Consider the following 21,442-nt stretch of genomic DNA (forward strand, 5'->3'; position numbering starts at 1 on the left):
ACGAGCCTGCACCCTTCATTCCCGATGCGCCAGACACACAGTCTGCCCGGCGGAACCGACGCCCGTCCCGCCGCTCAGTGTCCGCTCAGTGTCGTCGCGGCGCCGGGAAACACCGGATGAGCAGTCCACCGGCGCAGACGATACCGGCTCCTCCGAGGGCAATCAGAGTCAAATTCACAACGGATGGACCGGTTCTGGGCAGCGTGGGCGGCGCATCGAAGGCCCAAGGGGTGACAGGAGCGGAGGTGTCGGTCGAGCCGATCGGGTCGGACTCGATCAGATACCGCGCCACGACGCGCCCGCCGGAGCGCACGGCGTACACCCCGGGCCGATCGTCGCGGGTGATCTCCGCCCCCCAGGAACGGAGTTCGTCCAGGCCGTCGGTGCCGCCGGTGAGCAGGAGTTCCCGCTCGACGTCGAGCACCGCCCGGCCCGATTCGTCGGTCACCGGACGGGCGCCGTGGGCGGCCAGCCGGTCCAGGAGTCGATCCCACTCCTGTTGGGTGGGCGGATCGGTGACCGGGGCGGGCTTCGGCGGGCCGGTGGGCTCGGCCGGCGCGTGTCCGTGCACCGCCGGGTCGGGATGCAGTGCGGCCGTGCCCGGCGCCCGCCCGCGTGGGGAGGCACCCGATTCCGCATCGCCGGGCGGGGGCGTCACGGGCGGCGACCCGTCGGTCGGGGCGGGCGTCCCGGCACCGGTCGGCATCGACGCGCCGGCGATGACCGGGGCACCGGGGAGGGCAAGGGCCGCCGCGAGCACACACCCGGCAGCCAATCGACGCGCGAAGCCGCCGGGGGTAGGCATGTCGTCAGACTAAGGAATATCGACAAAAGACCCATCCAGCGACATTCGCCTCGGCGGACCGATCATCCGATTTTCATTCATCCGGCGGCAGGTCGCACCGACCCACCGCACGGACACCACCCGCGGCGACCCGCCGACCCCTCGGGACTCACGCCCGCCTGCGGGGACCCGCAGCCGCGACCCGCGTCCCGGCGGGTCAACGCACCTTCAGCAGCACCTTGCCGATGTGCCCGCTCTCCTCGACCACACGGTGCGCGTCGGCCGCCTCCGCCATCGGCATGATGCGGTCGACGATCGGCCGCACCCGCCCCGCGTCCAGGAGCGGCCACACGTGCTCGCGAACGGCCGCCACGATCGCGGACTTCTCCGTCGTCGGGCGGCCGCGCAGCGAGGTCGCCGCGATCGCGGCCCGCTTCGTCAGCAGCTTGCTCAGGTCCAGTTCGCCCCGAGCACCGCCCTGGAGGCCGATCACCACGAGTCGGCCGTTGACCGCGAGCGCGTCCACGTTGCGATCGAGGTACTTGGCGCCCATGTTGTCCAGGATCACGTCCACCCCGGCCCCGTCGGTGGCCTCGCGGACCCGGGCCACGAAGTCCTCGTCCCGATAGTTGATCGTGACGTCGGCGCCCAGTTCGCGGCAGCGCGCCAGCTTGGCCGCCGATCCCGCGGTGGTGAACACCCGGGCGCCCGCGGCCGCGGCCAACTGGATCGCCATCGTGCCGATGCCGCTGGACCCGCCGTGCACCAGGAAGGTCTCGCCCTTGCGCAGATGGGCGACCATGAACACGTTCGACCAGACCGTGCAGACCACCTCGGGCAGCGCGGCGGCCGAGACCAGGTCCACCCCCTCGGGCACGGGCAGCAGTTGACCGGTGGGCACCCGGACCCGCTCGGCGTACCCGCCGCCCGCGAGCAGCGCGCACACCTCGTCGCCGACCGCCCAGCCGGACACCCCGGCACCGACCTCGACGATCCGGCCGGAGGCCTCCAGGCCGGGATGGGGCGATGCGCCCGCGGGTGGATGGTAGAACCCCTGGCGCTGCAACAGGTCGGCCCGATTGACCGCCGACGCGGCCACCTCCACCAGCACCTCGCCGGGTTCGGGTTTCTCGTCCGGGACCTCGGTCCAGGTCAGTACCTCGGGTCCGCCCGGCTCGGCAATCGTGATCGCGTACATGGCATCCAGCCTATGAGTCGCCCGTTTTCGGCTGCGGTTTGTGCGATTTGATCACCACGAGTCGGTCACCCGCACCGAGCACCGCCGCCTCAGGGTCATCGTGCCGCAACGTACGGTGTCCGCGCACCACGGCCACCACCAGATCGCCGCATTCGCTCGGCGACTTGCCCGCCTCGCGCTTGTCGATCGGCCGCTCGACCAGATCCATGCCCTCGCCGTAGTGCATGAGGTCCTCCATCACCTCGCCGACGTTCGGGCTGAGCATCGAGAGCCCGAGCAGCCGACCCGCCGCGCTCGCGGTGGTGACCACCGAGTCGGCCCCGCTCTGCCGGATCAGCGGCGCGTTCTCGTCCTCGCGGACCGCGACCACGATCCAGGCCCGCCGATTCAACTGCCGTGCGGTCAGCGTGACCAGGGCGGCGGTGTCGTCCCGGTTGACCGAGACGATGATGTTCCGCGCCCGCTCCACCTCGGCCCGGCGCAGCACCTCGGCCCGGGTCGCGTCGCCGGAGACCACCACCAGCTTGTCGTCGTCGCTCGCCTCGGTGACCGCCTCGGGGTCCGAGTCGACGACGACGATGTTCTCGCGCGAGACGCCCTGTGCCATCAGCGTGTGCACCGCGCTGTACCCGGTCGTGCCGTATCCGACCAGGATCGTGTGGTCGCGCAACGTGGACCTCCAACGGTTGAGCCGCAGCAGCTCCCGTGTGCGCTCGGTGAGCACCTCCAGGGTCGTGCCGACCAGGATGATCAGGAAGATCACCCGCAGCGGGGTGATCAGGACGACGTTCACCAGCCGGGCGCTGTCACTCGCGGGGGTGATGTCGCCGTAGCCGGTCGTGGAGAGGGTGACCGTCGCGTAGTACACCGCGTCGAGCAGCGAGACGTGCTCGTCCACCGTGTCGCGGTAGCCGTCCCGATCCAGGTAGACCACCGCGATGGTGACCGCCAGCACCAGCAGCGCCATCCCGAACCGGCGCAACACCTGGACCAGCGGGCCGGGCCGGTCCTTGGGGATGTGTACGCTCGCGCCCGCCTGACCGGCCAAGCCCGCCGGTTCGTCGGTGTTCCGCTTGAGCGTCGGCAGCGGTCGGGCGAGCGAACCGCGCGGCCCGCGGCGATCGGCCGGCCGGTCGTCCGGAAAGCGCACGGTCTTCATCGCGGCGCCCCGAGCACCTCGACCCGATCACCCGCGCGCACGCCGCCCGGCGGCACCACCGCGATGCCGTCGGCGACCGCGAGCCCGCGCAACATCGCCGGGCCGGAGAAGGCCAGCGGGCGATCCGCGCGCATCGGCACCAGGCGGGTGTCGTGCGGGTGGCCGGCGATGTCGGCGCCGACCCGGATCCGGCGCGGGCGCGGTTCCGGGCGGCCGGAGAGTCGGCGCAGCAGCGGCACCGCGAGGGTGAGCATGCCGGCCACCGCGGCCAGCGGGTTGCCGGGCAGGCCGACCAGATAGCGGCCCGCGCCGGGGCGCTCACCGGGCAGGTGGGCGAGCAACATCGGATGCCCGGGGCGGACCGCGACGCCGTCCACCAGGACGTCCGCCGCCAGCTCGGCGAGCAGCCGGTGCACGTGATCGCGCGGACCGTCGGCGGTGCCGCCGGTGGTGATCACCACGTCGGCGCGGGACGCGCTCACGTGTCCGCGCAGCGTGTCCGGGTTGTCCCCCACTCGGCGAACCCGCAACAGGTCGGCGCCGAGCGTACGCAACCACGGCGTGATCAGCGGGCCGAGCGCGTCCCGGATCCGCCCCTCCCGGGGCAACCCCGCGTCGAGCAACTCGTCGCCCAGCACCAGGAGTTCCACCCGGGGCCGGTCGACCACCACGAGTTCGTCGTAGCCGGAGGCGGCGGCCAGCCCGGTGACCCCGGGGGTGACCGTGGTGCCGGCCGGCAACAACTCGTCGCCGCGCCGGCATTCCTGGCCGCACGCGCGAATGTCGGTGCCCTGCTGGATGTGCACGTCGCCGAACAACGTGCGGCCCTCGACCCGGCTCTGTTCGCTGCGCAGCACGGCGGTGGCCCCGTGCGGGACCCGGGCGCCGGTGGCGATCTCGACCGCGTCCCCGTCCCGCATCACGCCGATCTCCGTACCGGCGTCACCCGCGAGCAGCCGCCCGCGCACCCGCCACGGCCCGGGGCCGGCGACCGCCCACCCGTCCATCGCCGAGGTGTCGAAGGAGGGCAGGTCGGTGAGCGCGACGATGGGCCGGGCCAGCACGTGGTCGCGGGCGTGGTGCAGCGTGCGCGAGACCGCGGGCAGCGCTCGCCCGGCCGCACGGGCGGTGGCGCGGGCCTCGGGCCAACCCAGCGCGTGCTGCGGGTGTGGCTCGGCACGCGGCATGGTCCGACTCTCCCCAGGGATCATCAGGCGCCCGGCTCGGCGCCCGGGCCGCGACGCTCGGCGAGGTCCTGTGCCTGGCGCAGTGCCTCGGCCACCGCCGCAGCACCGCCGCCCCGACTCGCCGCCGCGTAACCGACCAGGAAGGAGGTGAGCGGCGCGGCCGGTCGCTGTACGTTGTGCGCCGCCACCCGGGTCATGTCCAGCAGCGCCGTGATGTCCACGTCCAGTTCGATGCCCAGTTCCTGCTTGACCGCTTCGGTCCACTCTTCCAGGCCAGTCATGTCTCTCCTCTTCGGGGCTGTGTCCATCCTCCCCGACCGTGTACGCGCCTCGCGCACATCCGCCCAGGTGTCGCAGTCGAACACGGCGCCGGGCTCGGCCCGGATCCGGCGCACCGTGAGCGGCCCGACCACCCGGCGCAGCGGCGCCCCGGCCGGTTCGGCCAGGGTCGCGACGCCGGCCCGCAGGGCCGCACTGCGATAGGCGGCGAGCAGGATCTGGTCACGCCCGTCGGCGTCGACCGCGACCGCGCCCGCCGATCCGGGGTCCGCGTCCAGCGCGGCCACCAGGCGCTCGATCAACTCGCCGGGCACGAACGGCAGATCGGCCGCGAGCAGGACGACCACCTCGGCCCGCACCAGCGGCAGTGCGGCGGCCAGCGCGGCCACCGGGCCCCCGCCGGGCGGTTCCTCGCGCACCCACACCACCGGGCGCCCGGTGGCTCGGCGCGGCCCGGCGACCACGATCCGCTCGGCCCCGGCGACCGCGGCGAGCACCCGGTCGAGCAACGAGACGCCCGCCACCAGCAGTCCGGGCTTGTCCGCGCCGGCCAGCCGACGGGCCGCGCCGCCGGCCAGGACGACCGCGTCGTAGCGGCTCACGTCGGTGCGTTCGCGGAGGTCGTGGACCAGCGGAAGAGCGTCATCCCGACGCTGGTCGCGAGGTTGTAGCTGGACACCCTGGGCCGCATCGGGATGGCCACGAGCAGGTCCGCGCGCTCGCGCAGCGCCGCCGAGACGCCGTGGCGCTCGGTGCCGAACGCCAGGATCGCGTCGTCCGGGATCTCGGTCGTGCGCAGGTCGACGCCCTCGGGGTCGAGCACCAGGATCGGTCCGGCCGGCAATGTCTCCGGGCCCACCCGCGCGACCGCGGTCGCGAAGTGCAGCCCCGCACTACCCCGGACCACGTGCGGGTGCCACGGGTCCAGGTCGCCGGTGGTGAGCACGGCGGCGACGCCGAAACCGGCGGCCAGCCGCACCACCGCGCCGACGTTGCCCAGGTTGCGCGGGTTCTCCAGGAGCACGATCGGCGCGGTTCGGGCCCGCCCCGACGCGAGGTCGGACTCGGGTCGACCGGCGAGTGCCACCACCCCGGTCCGGCCGGCGCGCGGGACCAGGTCGCGCAGGAACGGCTCGGACACCTCCTGCGCCGTCTCCTCCAGAAAACCGCCCACGTCGGCCGCGAGTTCGTCGGCCAGGGCCCGCACGGCCGCCCGGTCGGTGGTCACCACGAGTCTGATCTCGGCGCCGAACCGCACCGCGTGCTTGACCGCGTGGAAGCCGTCGAGCAGCACCGCCCCGGGCGAGGCGGCCCGCCACAGCGCGAGGGTCTGCATCTCGTGGGGGTTCATGACAGCAGCGTAGGACCTGTCCGAGCGGGTCCCGGACGCTCGGCGGCGGCATCGCGCCGCCGAGCGCCGGGGCCTTGTTCGAGCGGCCGGATCAGGCCCGACCCGAGGCCGTGGCCACTCCCTCGAGTCCGTCGGAGGGGTCCGGAGCCGATGCTTTCGGGTCGACCGCGGCGGCCGGTTTCGCGGCGGCCGGCCTGCGGCGCAGCCGCGCCGTCAGCCGGGCGATCACCCGCGATCGGGTCCAGATCAGGAACGCGGTGGGCAGGAACAGCGCGTCGCCCACCGACATGGACGCGGAGAACGCGGGCAGGCCCAGCAGGATCGCGATGCCGATGTGCATGCCGATCAGAACCACGATCGCGGCGTACTTGACCCGCTTGGCGAACAGCATGAACACGAAGCCGACCTGGATGAACACCGTGAGGTAGCCGATCAGCACGCCCATCTCGGCGTTCTCGGCGAGCCGGTGGCTGAGCCCGGGCCACGGCGCGAAGTACTCCAGGTTCAGCACGTAGTGCATCGCCGTGCCGTCCTGCCAGTACGAGCCCTGCACCTTGTACAGCCCGGCCGCGCCGTAGATGAAGCACACCTCGGCGGCGATCACGAACAGCGCGCAGTTGTGCACGACGGTCACCAGGCCGGCCCGCACCTGCTCGACCTGCCGCGGCAATCGCCACAGCGCGCCGAAGGCGACCGCTATCCCGGGGACCCAGATCCATTGGCAGACGAACGCGAAGGAGAACTCGGGATCCGGAGTCCACGAATCGGCGCGGCAGGTGGTGCCGAGCGCGACCATCGCGAGCAGCGCGACCAGCACGCCGACCTCGTGTCCGGGGCCGGTGCCGGGTCGGATTCCGGTGCGCCTGGCCCGGCGCGCGTCCAGCGACCAGACCCGTCCGCACGCGGTGAAGGCGAGGTAGATCGCCATCAGCAGCAGCACCGTGTCGCCGCCGTCGGTCATCAGGATGGACCGGCTGTTGAACGACACGACCATGATCGCGAACAGGATGCTCATCGCCCGGGTGTGCCACCCGAGCACGAACAGCGCGGAGATCACGATCGCCGCGAGGTAGACGCCCTCGAACCACAGGCGCGAGTCGCTCTCCAGGAGCAGGCTGACCCCGCCGATGCCGCCCAGCAACTCCCGGGCCATGTCCGGCGACCAGGCCGACTGGTCGCCCCAGATCTCCCGGCGGTTGAAGTACTCGCGGATCAGGCCGACCAGGAAGACCAGGCCGTAGCCGATCCGCAGCAGGGCCGACTGGTGCACGGCGAAGGTACGGGTGCTGACGGTGTCGAGGGTGCGCACCAGCCACGCGCCGACGGCGTCCTCCGCCCGGCGGTACACGCTCGCCGCGACGCGCGGCTGCGGCTCAGCGGAAGTCATCGGGCTTCGTCTCCCACCAGCCGAGCGTGCGGTACGCGGTTTCCGGCTCGGGCTTGCCGCCGGGCTTGCCGACCGGCGTGGTCGCGACCCGGATCCGGATGGATTCGAGCCTGCGGTCGGCTCCCGCGTCCTGGAAGCGGTGCACCACGATCCGGCGCAGGTAGCGCTGGGTCAGCGGGCCGCGGGTGCCGATCGCCGTCTCGTCCTTGGCCTCGTGCGCGTCGGTGTAGCTCGACCACGCGCGCCGGATCATGTTCTGGTCGGCCTTGCTGGGATAGGGATTGCCCCGGATGTGCTTCAGGTCGTCCCCGGTCAGGTCGGACCAGCCGGACTCGACGACGGTGCCGTCCGCGTTGCGCACCCGCGACTGGGCCTGCAGGCGGAAGTTCTCCGACATCGGATTGGGCGCGAACAGCGCCCAGTTCTGCTCGAAGTACGGATAGACCCAGGTGCCGGTCTCCTTGCGGTAGTCCTGGGACAGCGTGTTGCTGGGCGCGACGTGCAGGAACACGAAGAACACGTGGACCAGCGTCACCAGGATCGCGAGTATGGCGAACAGCGCGGAGATCGAACGCACCGCGGTCGAGCGGCGCTCGTCCGAGGGCACCGCCGTCTCGGTCGGTGTGTCGACGGGGGCGCGCTCCCCCGCCTGGGCCGGGATCCGGGCCGAGGCCGGGTCCGGTTCCGGCACCGGAGCTCGGTCCGCCGCGTCGGCGGTCGAGGTGCCCACCGCCGTCGTACCGGCCTGGGGGCCGGGCTGCGACCGATCCGCCGGTTGCCCGGGCGCCGCGTCGTCAGGCGACTGCATGCCTCTCCCGTGGTCGATGGGTCCGCCGGTCCGGACCCGTGCTGCCGGCACGCTACCGGGTCGAGTCCGCCGGACGTGTCGAAACCGCTGCCAACCACCCGGTCGGGACGGTTTCCGTGACCATAGAACGTGTTCTACTCTGAGCGCCGGTGCGATCCCGACCCCGCGGCGATGTCCGGCACGGGGGTGCGGACATGCCGGGCCGGGATCGCACCGTCACGGCCGACTCACAGGTCCAGCACGCCCTCGCGGTCGTACGCCCGGTAACGGCCGAGGAGTTCCTCGCGCCCCGCGTCGTCGAGCAACCGGTAGTCCGCGCCCCGCTCGGGCCGCCACCACACCTGTCCCGCCGCCCGAAAGCCCGCCCGACGCAGGCCGACCTTGTGCACCTTGTTGGTCGCGGTGGTGGGCACCTCGTCCACCACCCGGACGAACACCGGCGCCATCTTGGTGCCCAGATCCGGCTGCTCGGCCATGAACGCGGCGAACTCGCCCGGGTCGAACTCGGCCCCCTCGCGCACCTGTACGCACGCCATCACCTGATCCCCGGTGACCGGATCCGGGACCCCGTACACCACCACGACCTCGAACGGGGCGAAGCGCGCGAGGATGCCCTCGATGCCCGCCACCGCCAGGTTCTCGCCGTCCACCCGCAACTTGTCGTCGGCGCGGGCGGCGAAGTAGAGGTATCCGGCCGCGTCCCGGTAGAAGTGGTCGCCCGTCCAGTACTGCCCGTCGCGCGCCCGGGCCGCCGACGCCTCCTCGTTGCGCCAGTACCCCTCGAATCCGTTGCGCCCGGTGTTGACCAACTCCCCGATCGCCGCGTCCCCGTTGACCAACCGACCCGCCGCGTCGAACTCGGCCCGCGCGCACTCCGCCCCGGTCGCCGGATCCAGCACCGCGGCGTGCTCGGGACACGGTCCGACGGCGCCCGCGGGCGTGCCCGGCCGCCAGTTGACGCTCATCCCGCCCTCCGAGGAGCCGTATCCCTCGGTGAGCGCACAGCCGAACCGGGCCTCGAAGCGCGCCATGTCCACCGCACCCGCCTCGGTGCCGAACCCGGCGCGCAGCGGGTTGTCCCGATCGTCCGGCCGCTCCGGGGTGGCCAGCAGATAGGAGATCGCCCGGCCCACGTAGGTGAAGTAGGACGCGCCGTAACGACGGATGTCGGGCAGGAACGCGGACGCGGAGAAGCGCCGACGCAACGCGACCGCGCCGCCCGCCCGCAGCGCCGGCGACCAGTTCGCCATCAACGCGTTGCCGTGGAACATCGGCATGCAGATGTAGTTGACGTCGTCCGGCCCGAAGCCGAACTGCTCGGACAACACCGTCCCGGCACCCGCCAGCCGGCCCTGCGAGCAGACCACGCCCTTGGGCGCACCGGTGGACCCGGAGGTGAACACGATCAACAGGCGGTCGGCGGGGTCCGCGACCAGGGCGGGCAGCGCCGCGTCCGCGTACGGGCGCAGCAGTTCGTCGTACGCGGGGTCGTCGACCACCAGGATCCGCTCCGCCGGGATACCCAGGTCGAGCCCTTCGAGCAGCGGCAGATGCGCGCGCTCGGTGACGATCACCCCGCACTCGGCGTGCGTGATGTCGCGTGCCAGCTCGGCGCCGCGCCGAGTCGAGTTCACCCCCACCAGGGTGGCGCCCGCCACCGCCGCACCGGAGAGCCAGTGCGGGAACTCGGGCACGTTGTCGAGCAGGACGCCCACGTGCGGCTCGACCCCGCGCGGCAGCAGGTCGGTGAGCAGCGCCGCCCGCGCGGCGGCGGCCCGGGCCAGCTCGTGATGCGTCCAGGTTCGATCCTCGAAGTGGAGCCCGGTCCGTTGGTCGCCCCATTGGTGATGGACGAGTTCCGCGATCGTCACCATGCCGCACTCCCTCACCGAGATCCGCTCAGGCCGGATCTGATAGACCGTTAGATCTGATGCACCGTCATATTCTTTGCCCGCATTCTTGGCAAGATCAAGAAAAGTGTCACGGAGGTACGGGTATGAACTCGAACACCAGGCCGCTGCCGCCGGCCTCGGCCACCGCGCTCGCCGAGCTGATGGCCGGCACGCTGCCCGACCCCTCGACCGTGACCGCGGAGGCGCTGGACCTCGCGGATCGGGTCCGGGACCTGGTCGAGGCGGTGGTGTGGACGGACGTGGACGCGGCGGTGCGCGCGGACGCGGCCCGACGGGTCGCCGAACTGACCGAGTTGCTGAGCGCCGCCCGGCGCCCGCAGGCGGTGTCGCTCATCCGGTATCCGAACGGCCGACTGGAGCACCTGACCCAGATGGGCTCGGGACGGCTCAACCCGCAGGCGCCCAGGCTGATCTTCGAGGACGTGGAGCCCCGGCCGGACGCCGCCGCCGACCCGGAGTCGGTACAGATCCGCGCGCACTGCACGCTGACCGCGGCGCACGGCGGGCCGCCCGCCCGGGCGCACGGCGGGATCGTGGCGGTCGTCCTCGACCAGTTGCTCGGCGTCGCCGCGTCCGCGGCCGGCGCCCCCGGGCTGACCGCCGGGCTGGACATCCGCTACCGCCGGGCCACGCCCTACGACGTGCCGTTGGAGCTGACCGGGCGCTGGACCGGTCGCGAAGGCCGCAAGAGCTTCGCGACCGGTGAGATCCGCGCCGACGGCGAGGTGACCGCCGAGGCGACCGCGGTGTTCATCGCGGAACGCCGATCCTGACCGGTCCCGCGAAACCGGTCCGCGGGTCAGACCACCGCCGGGGCGGCCGTCGTCTCGCTGACCATCGGCCGTCCGGCGGCCTCCCAGGCCAGCATCCCGCCGTCGACGTTGACCGCGTCCCACCCCTGCTGCCCCAGGTAGTGGGTGACCTGGGCGGACCGGCCGCCGACCCGGCACATCACGTATACGCGGGTGTCGTGCGGGACCTCGGCGATCCGCTCCAGGAGCGTGCTCATCGGGATGTGCCGGGCGCCGGCCACATGACCGGCGTCCCATTCGTGCACCTCCCGTACGTCCAAAACGAAGGCGTCGTCAGGGACCGCGGCGGCGGGCACGGCCGGCGGGGGCGACAGGTGCATCACATCTCCGGGAGTTCGGGCGTCCGGAACCCGTCCGGCCGCGCTCATCGCACATTGTCGACCATCGGCGCCGGGCACCCGCGCCTCGCACGAGCGAACGATCGAGTCCGCCGCGCCGGGCCGGGGGTCGCGGGTCAGGGGTCGACCAGCGTGCCGAGCACCTTCTCCTTCTCCGCGATGTCGTGCAGGAGCTGATCGGCCAGGTGCTCGAGCAACCCGTCCGGGTCGTTCGGGGCGAGCTGGAGCAGTTGCCCCATCGCGCCCTCCATGAGCTGATCGCGCAGACCCGACAGCTCGGCCCGCCGGTGGGTGAGCCAGGCCAGTCGGCTGCGCAGCCACTGCCCGCGACTCTCCGCGTCCGGCCCGGTCGCGCCCTGCGGGGAGGTGGCCCATTCGGTACCCAGGGCCAGCAGCTCGGTCACGTCGCCGCGCGCGTAGGCGGCGTTCACCCGGGCGATGAAGGTGCCTCGACGCTGCTTCTCCTCGGGATCCTGGACCAGGTCGGGGTGCGCCCGGCGGGCCAGCTCGCGAAAAAGTTTGCGTGCCTCGGCACCGGGACTGACCCGGTGTACCTCGGGCACCGGCATCGGCTCGTCGGCCGCCTCGCCGGCGCCGCCCGTCGCCCCGCCCGCACCGTCGAGGGCGCCCAGCAGCGAGTCCAGGTCCGGCATATCCGTGACCACACCACGCAACTCGACCGCGCGCCGGATGTCCGCCGGGTCGCCGGTGTGCGCCGCGATCGCCTCCGCGATCAGGGCGTCCAGCTCGTCGAGTCGCTCGTAGAGCGGTCCCAGCCGGCGGTGGTGCACGATCGCCAGGTTGTCCAGCTCGACCTGAAGGGTCGTCACATCCACTTCGTCGTCGAGCAGCGCCGTCTCCGCGGCGGCGACCTGTTGCTCCAACTCGGCGATTTCGGGGTCCGACCAGGGGGTCGGCGCGCTGACCTCGTCCATCACGTCCCTTGTGTGCTGTTCTGTTCCCGCGCGACACCGGCCGGCGGGCGCGTCTGCCGGACTTTGAAGATCAAATCACTCGCAACACCCCCCAGCAGCCTATGTGGTAGGGCAGCATGGTCAGGCCGTCCCTGGCCAGTCGATCCAACAAAGCAGTTGGCTAGAGGGGATAAGATCCAGCCATGCCGCCCGACACCGCACGCACCCGAGCCAAACTTCTCGACGCCGCCCGCGCGGAGTTCGCCGAGCACGGCATCGCCGGCGCCCGCGTCGACCGCATCGCCCTGCGCGCCGGGGTGAACAAGGAGCGCATCTACGCGTACTTCGGCAACAAGGAGCAGCTCTTCCAGCACGTGCTGACGGAGTCGCTCCAGGAGCTCAACACGGTCGTCACGATGCCCAACGACGACCCGGCCGAATACATCGCCCAGGTCTACGACTTCTACTGCGCCCGCCCGGAGCTGCTCCGGCTGCTGGTGTGGGAGGCGTTGTACTACGGCCACGACCCGGTTCCGGACGAGGAGCGGCGAGTCACGAGCTACGCCGCGAAACTTCAGGAGTTCGCCGATCATCTCGGCGTGAAGCCCTCGCCCGACGTCGCCCAACTGCTCTTCTCGCTCATCGGCGTCGCCGCCTGGCAACAGACGATGCCGCAGATGTCGCGGGTACTGCTGGGGGCCGACTCGGAATCCGAGGAGGCCCGGGCGAACCGGCGCAAGCACCTCATCGAGTTCACGCGAGCGTCCATCGCATCGATGAAGCAGTCCTAGGGCGCACGGCCGGATGAAGGGTCCACCCTTCATCCGGCATGCCCACGCGATACCGCTCTTCCCGCGGCTCCACCGGACGGCCCGCGAATTCCCGCACCGTCACCCGTATCCTTCGCAGCCCGACGCCACATCCGGTGGAGATCCCGCGCTGCTCGTCGGCGGGCAGGTCCGGGACCTGCCCGCCGACGTCCCGGGCGGCCGCCGCGCACGGCCGACCCGGGATCAGACCCCGGTCTCGGCGGGCAGCCGCCCCGACCGCACGGCCGCGAGCAGTTGTTCGTGATCGGCCTCGGTGCGATCCGCGTAGCGCACCGCGAACCGGGCGAACGCGTCGTCCAGCCGGTCGCTCTTGCCGCAATAACCCGCAAGCACCTTGGGGTCCACCGAGTGGCTGTGCGCGCGGGCCAGCAGCGCGCCGGTCATCCGGGCGTAGTCGTCTATCTCGTGCGCGGCCAGCACGCTCGGGTCGATGCTCCCCTTCATATTGCGGAACCGGCGCACCATGTACGCCCGCCCGTCGATCGAGGTCCACCCGAGCAACGAATCGGTGCCGGCCTGCATCCACTTCTGGCCCACCACGACCCGGCGCCCCTCGTGCTCGACGTGCGCGGGCGGCAGATACGGCGCCAGCGCCGAGGGCCGCGCCTCCTTCACCTGGAGCACCAGCGGCTCGTCGCCGTTGCCCAACAACAGCACCACGTAGGCCCGGGTGCCGACACTGCCGGTGCCCACCACCCGAAACGCCACGTCCTCGACCGCGAACCGGGCCAACAGCGGCCGACGTTCGGTGGAGAGCGTGTCCACATAACTCTCCAGGCCCGCCGCCACCGCGTGCGCGAGCGCGTCGTCCACCGCGGTGAGCACCGGCGGCTCCGGCACGAAGTGCCAGGTGCCGTCGGAGCGCCGCCGGGTCGCCTTGGCCGCGAACCGGGCGCTGGTGTTGCGCCGCGCCTTCGCGGTGACCTGGGCCAGCAGACCGGACAACTCGGCCGCGTCCGCGTGCGCCACCAGCGACTCGTCGGCGATCGCGTGCCACGCCTGCAACACCGGCATCCGGGCCAGCACCGACATCGTCCTGCGATACGAGGCCGCCGCGTCGAAGGCGGCCTTGTGGCACGCGTCCGCGTCCAGGCCACCGACCCGGCCGGCCACCACGAGCGAGGCGGTCAGCCGCTTGAGGTCCCACTCCCACGGGCCCTGGACCGTCTCGTCGAAGTCGTTGAGGTCCATCACCAGCCGACCCTCGGCGGTGCCGAACACCCCGAAGTTCCCGGCGTGCGCGTCGCCGCAGATCTGCCCGGTCAATCCGGTGACCGGCTGCGCCGCGAGATCCGCCGCCATCAACCCGGCGGAGCCGCGCAGGAACGCGAACGGCGAGGCCGCCATGCGTGCGATCCGCAGCGGCACCAGATGATCGAGCCGCCCGATATTGGCCCGCTCGACGCTCTCCACCACGTCGGGCCGATCCACCGCGGGTTCGAAGTTCGCGTGCGCGGCCCGCGACACCCGCTCGCGCAGGCCCTTGCCCAGCGCCTTCGACGCCACATCAGACCTGTCCCGAAAACCCGGAACGGTGAATTCCCGCCCCACCGAAGTCCCCGACATGTACCGATCCTCCTCCGGAGCCTGTGCCCGGCCCACACCCAGAGACGACCGGACCGGCAAGCAGTCCGGACGCACGGACATACAGAAAGGCCCCAGGTCGATGACCTGGGGCCTTTGCTCGGTGCGCGAGGGGGGAGTTGAACCCCCACGCCCTTTCGGGCACTGGAACCTGAATCCAGCGCGTCTGCCTATTCCGCCACCCGCGCGAGCAATCAAAGATTAGCACGGGCCCAAGGTCCGATACGAATCCATACCCGCGGGCCCCACCGCTCACACCATGAGCATCCGTATGGACACCCTGAGCAACCAACGGTTCATCTTTGTGGACCGGGATCCCCACGACCCCCGCCTCTCCGGCATGCTTGCCCTGCACCGTACGGTGAACGGGCTTCGACCCCGGCCACGCACACGGTCGCGGCACAACTACTGCAAGCGAGCCACGGAGGAGCCAACAGGGTGTAGGAATCCCTGTGAAAGCCAACACTCCTTACAGTGGCCACGGTAGGGAACCGCGCCCGTTTCCCACGCGTGGATACGATCAGTGAGCAGACTGTAGGACCGGACCGGCCGATCGCGTACGGAAGGAGGTGCCCGTGGGTCCCCTGAAGAAGTTCGAGCAACGGCTTGAGGGCCTGGTCAACGGCGCCTTCGCCAAGGCGTTCAAGTCGGATGTCCAGCCCGTCGAGATCGCCAGCGCGCTCAAGCGCGAGTGCGACAACAACGCGACGATCTGGAACCGCGACCGAACCATGGTCCCGAACGACTTCGTCGTCGAGCTCGGCCAACACGACTATGAGCGCCTGAGCCCGTACGTGCAGCAACTCGGCGGCGAGCTGGCGACCGTGGTGCGGGACTATGCGCAACAACAGCGCTATTCCTTCATCGGTCCGGTCGAGGTCCACTTCGAGCATGCCGACGACCTCGACACGGGTCTGTACCGTGTGCGTAGTCAGGCGCTCGCGGGCAGTCAGTCGCACCATGAACAACAACAGCCCCCACAACAACCGCCCTTCCCGGGCGGGGGGCCGCAACCGGAGCAGCCACCACAGGGTTATGGATACGGTCGACCCGGCGGGCCACCCCCGCCCGGGGTGCCCGCGCCACCACCCTTCGGCCCGCCCGGAACCCCGGGAACGCCGACGCCTCCCCGGCCGCAGCCGGGGGAGCAGGGCGCCTACGGTCAGAATCCGCCGCCGGCACCACGGCTGCGAACCTGGCTGGAGGTCAACGGGGTGCGTCACGAGCTCACTGCCCCGGTCGTGAAGTTGGGCCGCAGCACCGATGTGGAAGTTCGCGTGGACGATCCGAGCGTCTCGCGACACCACGCCGAGATCCGCATCGGCGCTCCGGCGTCGATCACGGACCTCGGTTCGACCAACGGGATCGTCGTCGACGGCCAGCACTGTCAGCGTGCAGGCCTGCGAGACGGATCGCGCATCGTGCTCGGCAGCACCACTGTCGTGTTCCGCCAAGCCGAGGGGTGACAACGGGCGCATGTCTGAGCTGACCCTCACCGTTATGCGGTTGGGTTTCCTCGCTGTGCTGTGGTTGTTCGTGATCGTCGCCGTACAGGTGATCCGTAGCGACCTCTTCGGCACACGCGTGACCCAACGACCCGCGCGGCGCAGAACCGCCGCGCCCGCCGCCGGTGGAGGAGGTGCCGCTCCGCCTCAGCAGGCGCAGCCGGCCCCGCCCCCGCAGCGGCAACAGGCCCGGCCTCGCCGCGGCCAGCGCAACAATCCCAGCAAGCTGGTGATCACCGAGGGCTCGCTGACCGGCACGACGATAAATCTGACGGACCAGCAGATCACCATCGGCCGGGCCCACGATTCGACCATCGTGCTCGACGACGACTACGCGTCGAGTCGGCACGCCCGCATCTACCCTGCGCCCGACGGCAGCTGGGTGGTCGAAGACCTCGGGTCGACGAACGGTACCTACTTGGACCGTACGCGCCTGACCGGTCCGACCCCCGTGCCACTCGGAGCGCCGATCCGTATCGGCAAGACCGTTATCGAGCTGCGCAGGTAGCCTGAATGAGCCTCTCTCTCCGCTTCGCCGCCGGATCCCACAAGGGCATGATCCGAGAAGGCAACGAGGACTCCGGCTACGCCGGACCTCGCCTGCTCGCGGTCGCCGACGGCATGGGCGGGCAGGCAGCGGGCGAAGTCGCCAGCTCCGAAGTCCTGTCCACCATCGTCGAACTCGACGAGGACGTGCCCGGAGCCGACCTGCTGGACGCGCTGCGTTCGGCGGTCGATCGCGCCAACGACCGACTGCGTGTGATGGTCGACGACGATCCCCAGCTCGAAGGCATGGGGACCACGTTGACCGCGCTGTTGTGGACGGGGAGCCGACTCGGCCTCGCCCACATCGGCGACTCCCGTGCCTACCTCCTGCGTGACGGCGCCCTGGAACAGATCACCCAGGACCACACCTGGGTGCAGCGCCTGGTCGACGAGGGCCGCATCACCGAGGAGGAAGCCGACCACCATCCGCAGCGCTCGCTGCTGATGCGGGCCCTGGACGGGCGCGGCCACGTCGAGCCGGACCTGTCCGTGCGCGAGGCCCGGCCCGGCGATCGTTACCTGATCTGCAGCGACGGCCTGTCCGGGGTGGTCAGTCGGGAGACGATGGAGGGCACCCTCCTGACCTACGGCAACCCCGGCGACGCGGTGCAGGAGCTGATCCAGCTCGCGCTGCGCGGCGGCGGCCCGGACAACATCACCTGCATCGTCGCGGACGTGGTGGACCCGGCCGATCAGCCCTCGGACAGCCCGATCGTGGTCGGCGCGGTGGCCAGCGTGGTGGACGACACCACGACGCTGCCGACCACCCCGGCGTCCCGGGCCCGGGAGTTGACCGCCGGCGAGTACGAGACCGAGGCCCTGGTCTCCGAGCCGGGCAGTCGGCGCAAGCCCAAACCGAAGTCCACGCTGCGCCGGACGCTCCCGATCTGGGGCGGCATCGCGGTGCTCGTGGCGGCCGTCGGCGGCGCGTACTACTGGACGCAGACCCAATACTTCGTGGCCGACAAAGGAGACCACGTCGCGATCTATCGGGGCATCGACTCGAAGATCCTGGGTCTCAACCTCGCGAGCACCTACCAGAGCTACGACGACCTGAAGCTCACCATGATCGGCCAGCCCAACCGGGACGCGGTCAACAGCACGCTCGACGCGGCCAGCCTGACCGAGGCCCGGCACACCATCGACCGGCTCAGGCGGCAGGCCGACGTGTGTCGCAAGGCGTATGCGAGCGAGGACGCGAAGAAGGCGGCGGAGGGCACCCCCGGCGCCCAACCGGCGGGCAGCGTGAACCTGTTCCCGCAGCAGAACCCGGGCCTGCCGGCCACGCTGAACAGCAACGCGCCGGGCGCCAAACACACGCCGACCACCGCGTCCCGAAGCACCCGGAGCTCGTCGACCTCGTCGGCCGACCCGGGGTCCAAGGGCAGAGGCAGCTCGACGACGAGTCCGACCGCACCGGCGAGTTCGGCCCCGCCGAGTACCTCGCCGCCCGCCGCGGTGCCGGAGGCGCCCGGAACGGGGCTCTCCGCCGAAGAGGCCGACCTGGCCAAGCAGTGCTATCCGCGACCGCCCGGAACCACCGGAACAAACTGAGGGGAGCGCCGTGAGCAACACGACGATCACCCCCCAAGCCGCACCGAATCGCCGCAACACCGAGTTGATGATGCTCGGCTTCGCGGTGCTGGTGCCGATGCTGGCTTATGCCAACGTGGGACTGGCGGGGGACGGGTCACTGCCGGTGGGGAGCCTGGTCAAGTACGGGTTCGGCCTCGGCGTCTTCGCGGGCCTCGCCCACCTGCTGGTGCGCAAGTTCGCGCCGTATGCCGACCCGCTGCTGCTGCCGTTGGCGACCTTCCTCAACGGCATGGGCCTGATGTTCATCAATCGGCTCGACCTGGACATCGTCAAGGGGATCGGCCTCCCCAACAACGTCAAGGGCACCGCGGCGGCCACGTCCCAGCTCATGTACTCGGCGATCGGCATCGCGCTGTTCGCGGTGGTCGTGGTGATCCTGAAGGACCACCGGCTGTTGCAGCGCTACACCTACTCGTTCATGGCGCTCGCGCTGGTCCTGTTGGTGTCGCCGATCCCGTTCCCGGGCGACATGTACGGCGCCAAGATCTGGATCCGGCTCGGCCCGTTCAACTTCCAGCCCGGCGAGTTCACCAAGATCGTGCTGACGATCTTCTTCGCGGGCTACCTGATGGCCAAGCGGGACGCGCTCGCGCTGGCCAGCCGCAAGGTGATGGGCCTGTACTTCCCCCGCGGTCGGGACATGGGCCCGATCGTGGTGGTCTGGCTGCTGAGCATCCTGATCCTGGTCTTCGAGCGCGACCTGGGCACCTCGCTGCTGTTCTTCGGCCTGTTCGTGGTGATGCTCTACGTCGCCACCGAGCGCACCAGTTGGCTGCTGTTCGGCGTGATCATGGCGGTCGGCGGCGCGACCATCGTCGGCACCTTCGAGCCGCACGTGCACGACCGCGTGGCGGCCTGGCTGGACCCGCTGGCGGTCTACAACGGCGACGGCTCGGTGCAGTCCGAGCAGCTCGCCCAGGCGCTGTTCGGCTACGGCACCGGCGGCCTGCTGGGTACCGGCCTCAACCAGGGCCACCCGACCGAGATCGGCTTCGCCGCACGCAGCGACTTCATCCTCACCACGGTCGGCGAAGAGCTGGGCCTGGCCGGGATGATGGCCATCTTCATGGTGTACGCGCTGCTGATCGAGCGTGGTCTGCGTACCTCGCTGGCCGCCCGCGACCCGTTCGGCAAGCTGCTCGCGGCCGGCCTCTCGGTCTCCATCGCGCTCCAGGTCTTCGTGGTCGCGGGCGGCGTGACCGGCCTGATCCCGCTGACCGGCATGACGATGCCCTTCCTCGCGCAGGGTGGTTCGTCCGTGATCACCAACTGGGCCCTGGTCGCGATCCTGATCCGGATCAGCGACACGGCCCGGCGACCCGCGCCGCCGGCGGGCGCGTTCGACCCGAGCGAAGGCGTCGCGCCGCGGCGCGGCTCGCACGCCTCGGGCCGGAGCAACACCCCCGCCGCCGGCTCCACCCCACCGCCGCCGAGCTCGACGCCGGCCGAGGGCTCCGCCTCTCCCGAGGCGCTGACCGTGGCGGGCGGAGTGCCCGCCGCACCGGGTGGGCCGGCGCCCTCGGGCGGGTCCCCGACACCACCCAGACCATTCGTTCCCCCGCCGAACCCCGGCGGCGGAACGCCATACGGCCCACCGGGCCAGAGCGGCCCCGGCGGGCAGCAATCATGACGGCCGCCGCAACGCACGCCCAGGGGAGGGACATACCGTGAACAAGCCTTTGAGGCGGGTCTCCGTCTTCTGCCTGATCCTGGTCGCGGCGCTGATGCTGCGGGCCAACTGGGTCCAGGTCGTCAAGGCCGACGACTACTCGAACAACAAGCACAACAAGCGCGCCGCGTACGAGAAGTACTCCCATCCGCGCGGTGACTTCCTGGTCGAGGGCAAGCCGATCACCAGCTCGGTCAAGACCGACGACCGACAGTTCGAATACCTGCGCAAGTACGAATTCGGCCCGATGTACGCGCCGATCACCGGCTTCATCTCGCCCTTCGTCGGCAGCAACCTGCTGGAGAACCTCGAGGACGACATCCTCAGCGGCAAGGACAGCCGGCTGTTCGTGCGCAAGGTGCTCGACACCGTGACGAACAAGGGCACCCGGGGCGGCAACGTCGCACTGACCATCAACGCCAAGGCGCAGGAGGCCGCGTTCAACGGCCTCGACGGCAAGACCGGCGCCGCGGTCGCGATCGACCCCGACACCGGCAAGGTGCTCGCGATGGCCAGCACGCCGTCCTACGACCCCAACGCGCTGGCCTCGAACGACCGCAACGCGGCGTCGAAGGCGTACGACGAGTTGACCTACGACAAGAACAAGAAGGACGACAAGTTCGACCCGAAGAAGCCGATGGACAACCGGGCGATCCGGTACACCTACGCACCGGGCTCGACCTTCAAGTTGGTCACCGCCGCGGCGGCGCTGTCCTCGGGTCAGTTCAAGCCGGACACTGTGCCCAACGTCCCGCTCCAGGGCGGCAAGCTGTTCTACCCGAACTCGACCCAGTTCCTCCCGGACTCGCACCCGGAGGAATGCGCCGGCGCGACGATGCAGAAGGCTCTCGAGCTGTCCTGCAACACCGTGTTCGCCAGCGTCGGCCAGCAGTTGTCCCAGGAGAAGGTTAAGGCGCAGGCCGACGCGTTCGGCTTCAACAACTTCGGCAAGGGCACCACCCAGAACCCGCTCGACATCCCGAGCCGGGTCTCGCCCAGCGTATTCCCGGCCGGCCTGGACACAGGCCAGCTCATGCGCTCGTCGATCGGCCAGGACAGCGTTGCCTCGACCCCGATGCAGATGGCCATGGTCGTCGCCGGGATCGTGAACAACGGCAAGGTGATGAAGCCCTACCTCGTGGACGAGTTGCGCGCGCAGAACCTCTCGGTGCTGGAGAAGACCCAGCCGCAGGTGGCCAGTCAGGCGGTCACCCCCGAGGTCGCGCAGATGCTCCAGGACATGATGAAGGGCGTCGTCGAGAACGGCACCGGCAAGGCCGCCAAGATTCCCGGGGTCACCGTCGGTGGCAAGACCGGCACCGCGCAGCGCGGCGTCAAGAACAGCGAACCGCCCTACGCGTGGTTCGTCTCCTACGCCAAGGGCGCCGACGGCAAGAAGGTCGCCGTCGCGGTCGTGGTCGAGGACAGTGACGCCGAGCGCAACGAGGTCAGCGGCAGCAGCCTCGCCGCTCCGATCGCCAAGGCAATGATGGAAGCCGTGGTCAAGAAGTGAGCCATGGCCCGCGATCACACCGTTAGAGACTCCGACCACTACTGCAATCAGATACCGACGTGTCCTCGT

Annotated in this window: 19 protein-coding genes and 1 tRNA gene; 7 read left to right on the forward strand and 13 right to left on the reverse strand. The window is 70.9% G+C overall.

Annotated features, from left to right (window positions below):
* Positions 1 to 85: 85 nt before the first annotated feature.
* The 9 genes from ABZ374_RS16100 to ABZ374_RS16140 all read right to left on the reverse strand — a co-directional run bounded on the left by ABZ374_RS16100 (position 86) and on the right by ABZ374_RS16140 (position 10,027).
* On the reverse strand, positions 86 to 805 hold the full coding sequence (locus ABZ374_RS16100; protein WP_360311263.1) for a hypothetical protein: 720 nt from the start codon (positions 803 to 805) through the stop codon (positions 86 to 88).
* Between the two features lie 196 nt (positions 806 to 1,001).
* Positions 1,002 to 1,982, reverse strand: a complete 981-nt coding sequence (locus tag ABZ374_RS16105; protein WP_360311265.1) for an NAD(P)H-quinone oxidoreductase — start codon at positions 1,980 to 1,982, stop codon at positions 1,002 to 1,004.
* 10 nt (positions 1,983 to 1,992) lie between these two features.
* Positions 1,993 to 3,141 (reverse strand): potassium channel family protein, encoded by a 1,149-nt coding sequence (locus tag ABZ374_RS16110; protein WP_360311267.1) that lies wholly within the window; start codon positions 3,139 to 3,141, stop codon positions 1,993 to 1,995.
* On the reverse strand, positions 3,138 to 4,328 hold the full coding sequence (locus ABZ374_RS16115) for a molybdopterin molybdotransferase MoeA (RefSeq protein ID WP_360311269.1): 1,191 nt from the start codon (positions 4,326 to 4,328) through the stop codon (positions 3,138 to 3,140). The genes ABZ374_RS16110 and ABZ374_RS16115 overlap by 4 nt, the downstream gene beginning before the upstream one ends.
* A gap of 23 nt (positions 4,329 to 4,351) precedes the next feature.
* Positions 4,352 to 5,209, reverse strand: coding sequence for a DUF6457 domain-containing protein (locus ABZ374_RS16120; RefSeq protein WP_360311271.1), 858 nt, complete (start codon positions 5,207 to 5,209; stop codon positions 4,352 to 4,354).
* Positions 5,206 to 5,958: a TrmH family RNA methyltransferase gene (locus ABZ374_RS16125; RefSeq protein ID WP_360311273.1), complete on the reverse strand. Its 753-nt coding sequence runs from the start codon at positions 5,956 to 5,958 to the stop codon at positions 5,206 to 5,208. Before ABZ374_RS16125 ends, ABZ374_RS16120 begins: the two co-directional genes overlap by 4 nt.
* Before the next feature lie 91 nt (positions 5,959 to 6,049).
* Positions 6,050 to 7,345 (reverse strand): HTTM domain-containing protein, encoded by a 1,296-nt coding sequence (locus ABZ374_RS16130; RefSeq protein WP_360311275.1) that lies wholly within the window; start codon positions 7,343 to 7,345, stop codon positions 6,050 to 6,052.
* On the reverse strand, positions 7,332 to 8,153 hold the full coding sequence (locus tag ABZ374_RS16135; protein WP_360311277.1) for a DUF5819 family protein: 822 nt from the start codon (positions 8,151 to 8,153) through the stop codon (positions 7,332 to 7,334). The genes ABZ374_RS16130 and ABZ374_RS16135 overlap by 14 nt, the downstream gene beginning before the upstream one ends.
* Before the next feature lie 227 nt (positions 8,154 to 8,380).
* Positions 8,381 to 10,027, reverse strand: a complete 1,647-nt coding sequence (locus ABZ374_RS16140) for a long-chain-fatty-acid--CoA ligase (protein WP_360311279.1) — start codon at positions 10,025 to 10,027, stop codon at positions 8,381 to 8,383.
* A 122-nt stretch (positions 10,028 to 10,149) separates the two neighbouring features.
* Between ABZ374_RS16140 and ABZ374_RS16145 the strand changes: the two genes are divergently transcribed.
* Complete coding sequence (locus tag ABZ374_RS16145; protein ID WP_360311281.1) at positions 10,150 to 10,839, forward strand: PaaI family thioesterase; 690 nt, start codon at positions 10,150 to 10,152, stop codon at positions 10,837 to 10,839.
* A 26-nt stretch (positions 10,840 to 10,865) separates the two neighbouring features.
* Here ABZ374_RS16145 and ABZ374_RS16150 read toward each other — a convergent pair whose 3' ends face one another.
* Together ABZ374_RS16150 and ABZ374_RS16155 are read right to left on the reverse strand one after the other, a co-directional pair.
* A complete protein-coding gene (locus ABZ374_RS16150) occupies positions 10,866 to 11,198 on the reverse strand; it encodes a rhodanese-like domain-containing protein (protein WP_360311283.1) in 333 nt (110 codons plus the stop codon).
* A gap of 134 nt (positions 11,199 to 11,332) precedes the next feature.
* Positions 11,333 to 12,151, reverse strand: a complete 819-nt coding sequence (locus ABZ374_RS16155; protein WP_360311285.1) for a hypothetical protein — start codon at positions 12,149 to 12,151, stop codon at positions 11,333 to 11,335.
* Between the two features lie 182 nt (positions 12,152 to 12,333).
* Between ABZ374_RS16155 and ABZ374_RS16160 the strand changes: the two genes are divergently transcribed.
* Positions 12,334 to 12,921 (forward strand): TetR family transcriptional regulator, encoded by a 588-nt coding sequence (locus tag ABZ374_RS16160; RefSeq protein WP_020557109.1) that lies wholly within the window; start codon positions 12,334 to 12,336, stop codon positions 12,919 to 12,921.
* 222 nt (positions 12,922 to 13,143) lie between these two features.
* On the opposite strand, the gene ABZ374_RS16165 is transcribed toward ABZ374_RS16160, so the two are convergent.
* A complete protein-coding gene (locus tag ABZ374_RS16165) occupies positions 13,144 to 14,526 on the reverse strand; it encodes a DUF2252 domain-containing protein (protein WP_360311287.1) in 1,383 nt (460 codons plus the stop codon).
* 122 nt (positions 14,527 to 14,648) lie between these two features.
* A tRNA-Leu gene (locus ABZ374_RS16170) sits at positions 14,649 to 14,732 on the reverse strand.
* Between the two features lie 387 nt (positions 14,733 to 15,119).
* Between ABZ374_RS16170 and ABZ374_RS16175 the strand changes: the two genes are divergently transcribed.
* The 5 genes from ABZ374_RS16175 to ABZ374_RS16195 are packed head-to-tail and all read left to right on the forward strand — an operon-like array spanning position 15,120 to position 21,373.
* Positions 15,120 to 16,010 carry a DUF3662 and FHA domain-containing protein gene (locus tag ABZ374_RS16175; protein ID WP_360311289.1) on the forward strand — a complete coding sequence of 297 codons (891 nt, stop codon included), beginning with the start codon at positions 15,120 to 15,122 and terminating at the stop codon, positions 16,008 to 16,010.
* Positions 16,011 to 16,020: 10 nt separating this feature from the next.
* Positions 16,021 to 16,557, forward strand: coding sequence for an FHA domain-containing protein (locus ABZ374_RS16180; protein ID WP_360311291.1), 537 nt, complete (start codon positions 16,021 to 16,023; stop codon positions 16,555 to 16,557).
* A 5-nt stretch (positions 16,558 to 16,562) separates the two neighbouring features.
* Positions 16,563 to 18,149: a PP2C family serine/threonine-protein phosphatase gene (locus tag ABZ374_RS16185; RefSeq protein ID WP_360311293.1), complete on the forward strand. Its 1,587-nt coding sequence runs from the start codon at positions 16,563 to 16,565 to the stop codon at positions 18,147 to 18,149.
* A gap of 10 nt (positions 18,150 to 18,159) precedes the next feature.
* Complete coding sequence (locus tag ABZ374_RS16190; RefSeq protein ID WP_360311295.1) at positions 18,160 to 19,821, forward strand: FtsW/RodA/SpoVE family cell cycle protein; 1,662 nt, start codon at positions 18,160 to 18,162, stop codon at positions 19,819 to 19,821.
* Positions 19,822 to 19,858: 37 nt separating this feature from the next.
* The gene (locus tag ABZ374_RS16195; protein WP_360311297.1) at positions 19,859 to 21,373 is read left to right on the forward strand and encodes a penicillin-binding transpeptidase domain-containing protein; all 1,515 of its coding nucleotides are present in this window, start codon (positions 19,859 to 19,861) and stop codon (positions 21,371 to 21,373) included.
* The last annotated feature ends 69 nt before the right edge of the window (positions 21,374 to 21,442 follow it).

It is taken from the genome of Embleya sp. NPDC005971 (genome assembly GCF_040629175.1).
In the GTDB taxonomy this organism is placed as follows: domain Bacteria; phylum Actinomycetota; class Actinomycetes; order Streptomycetales; family Streptomycetaceae; genus Embleya.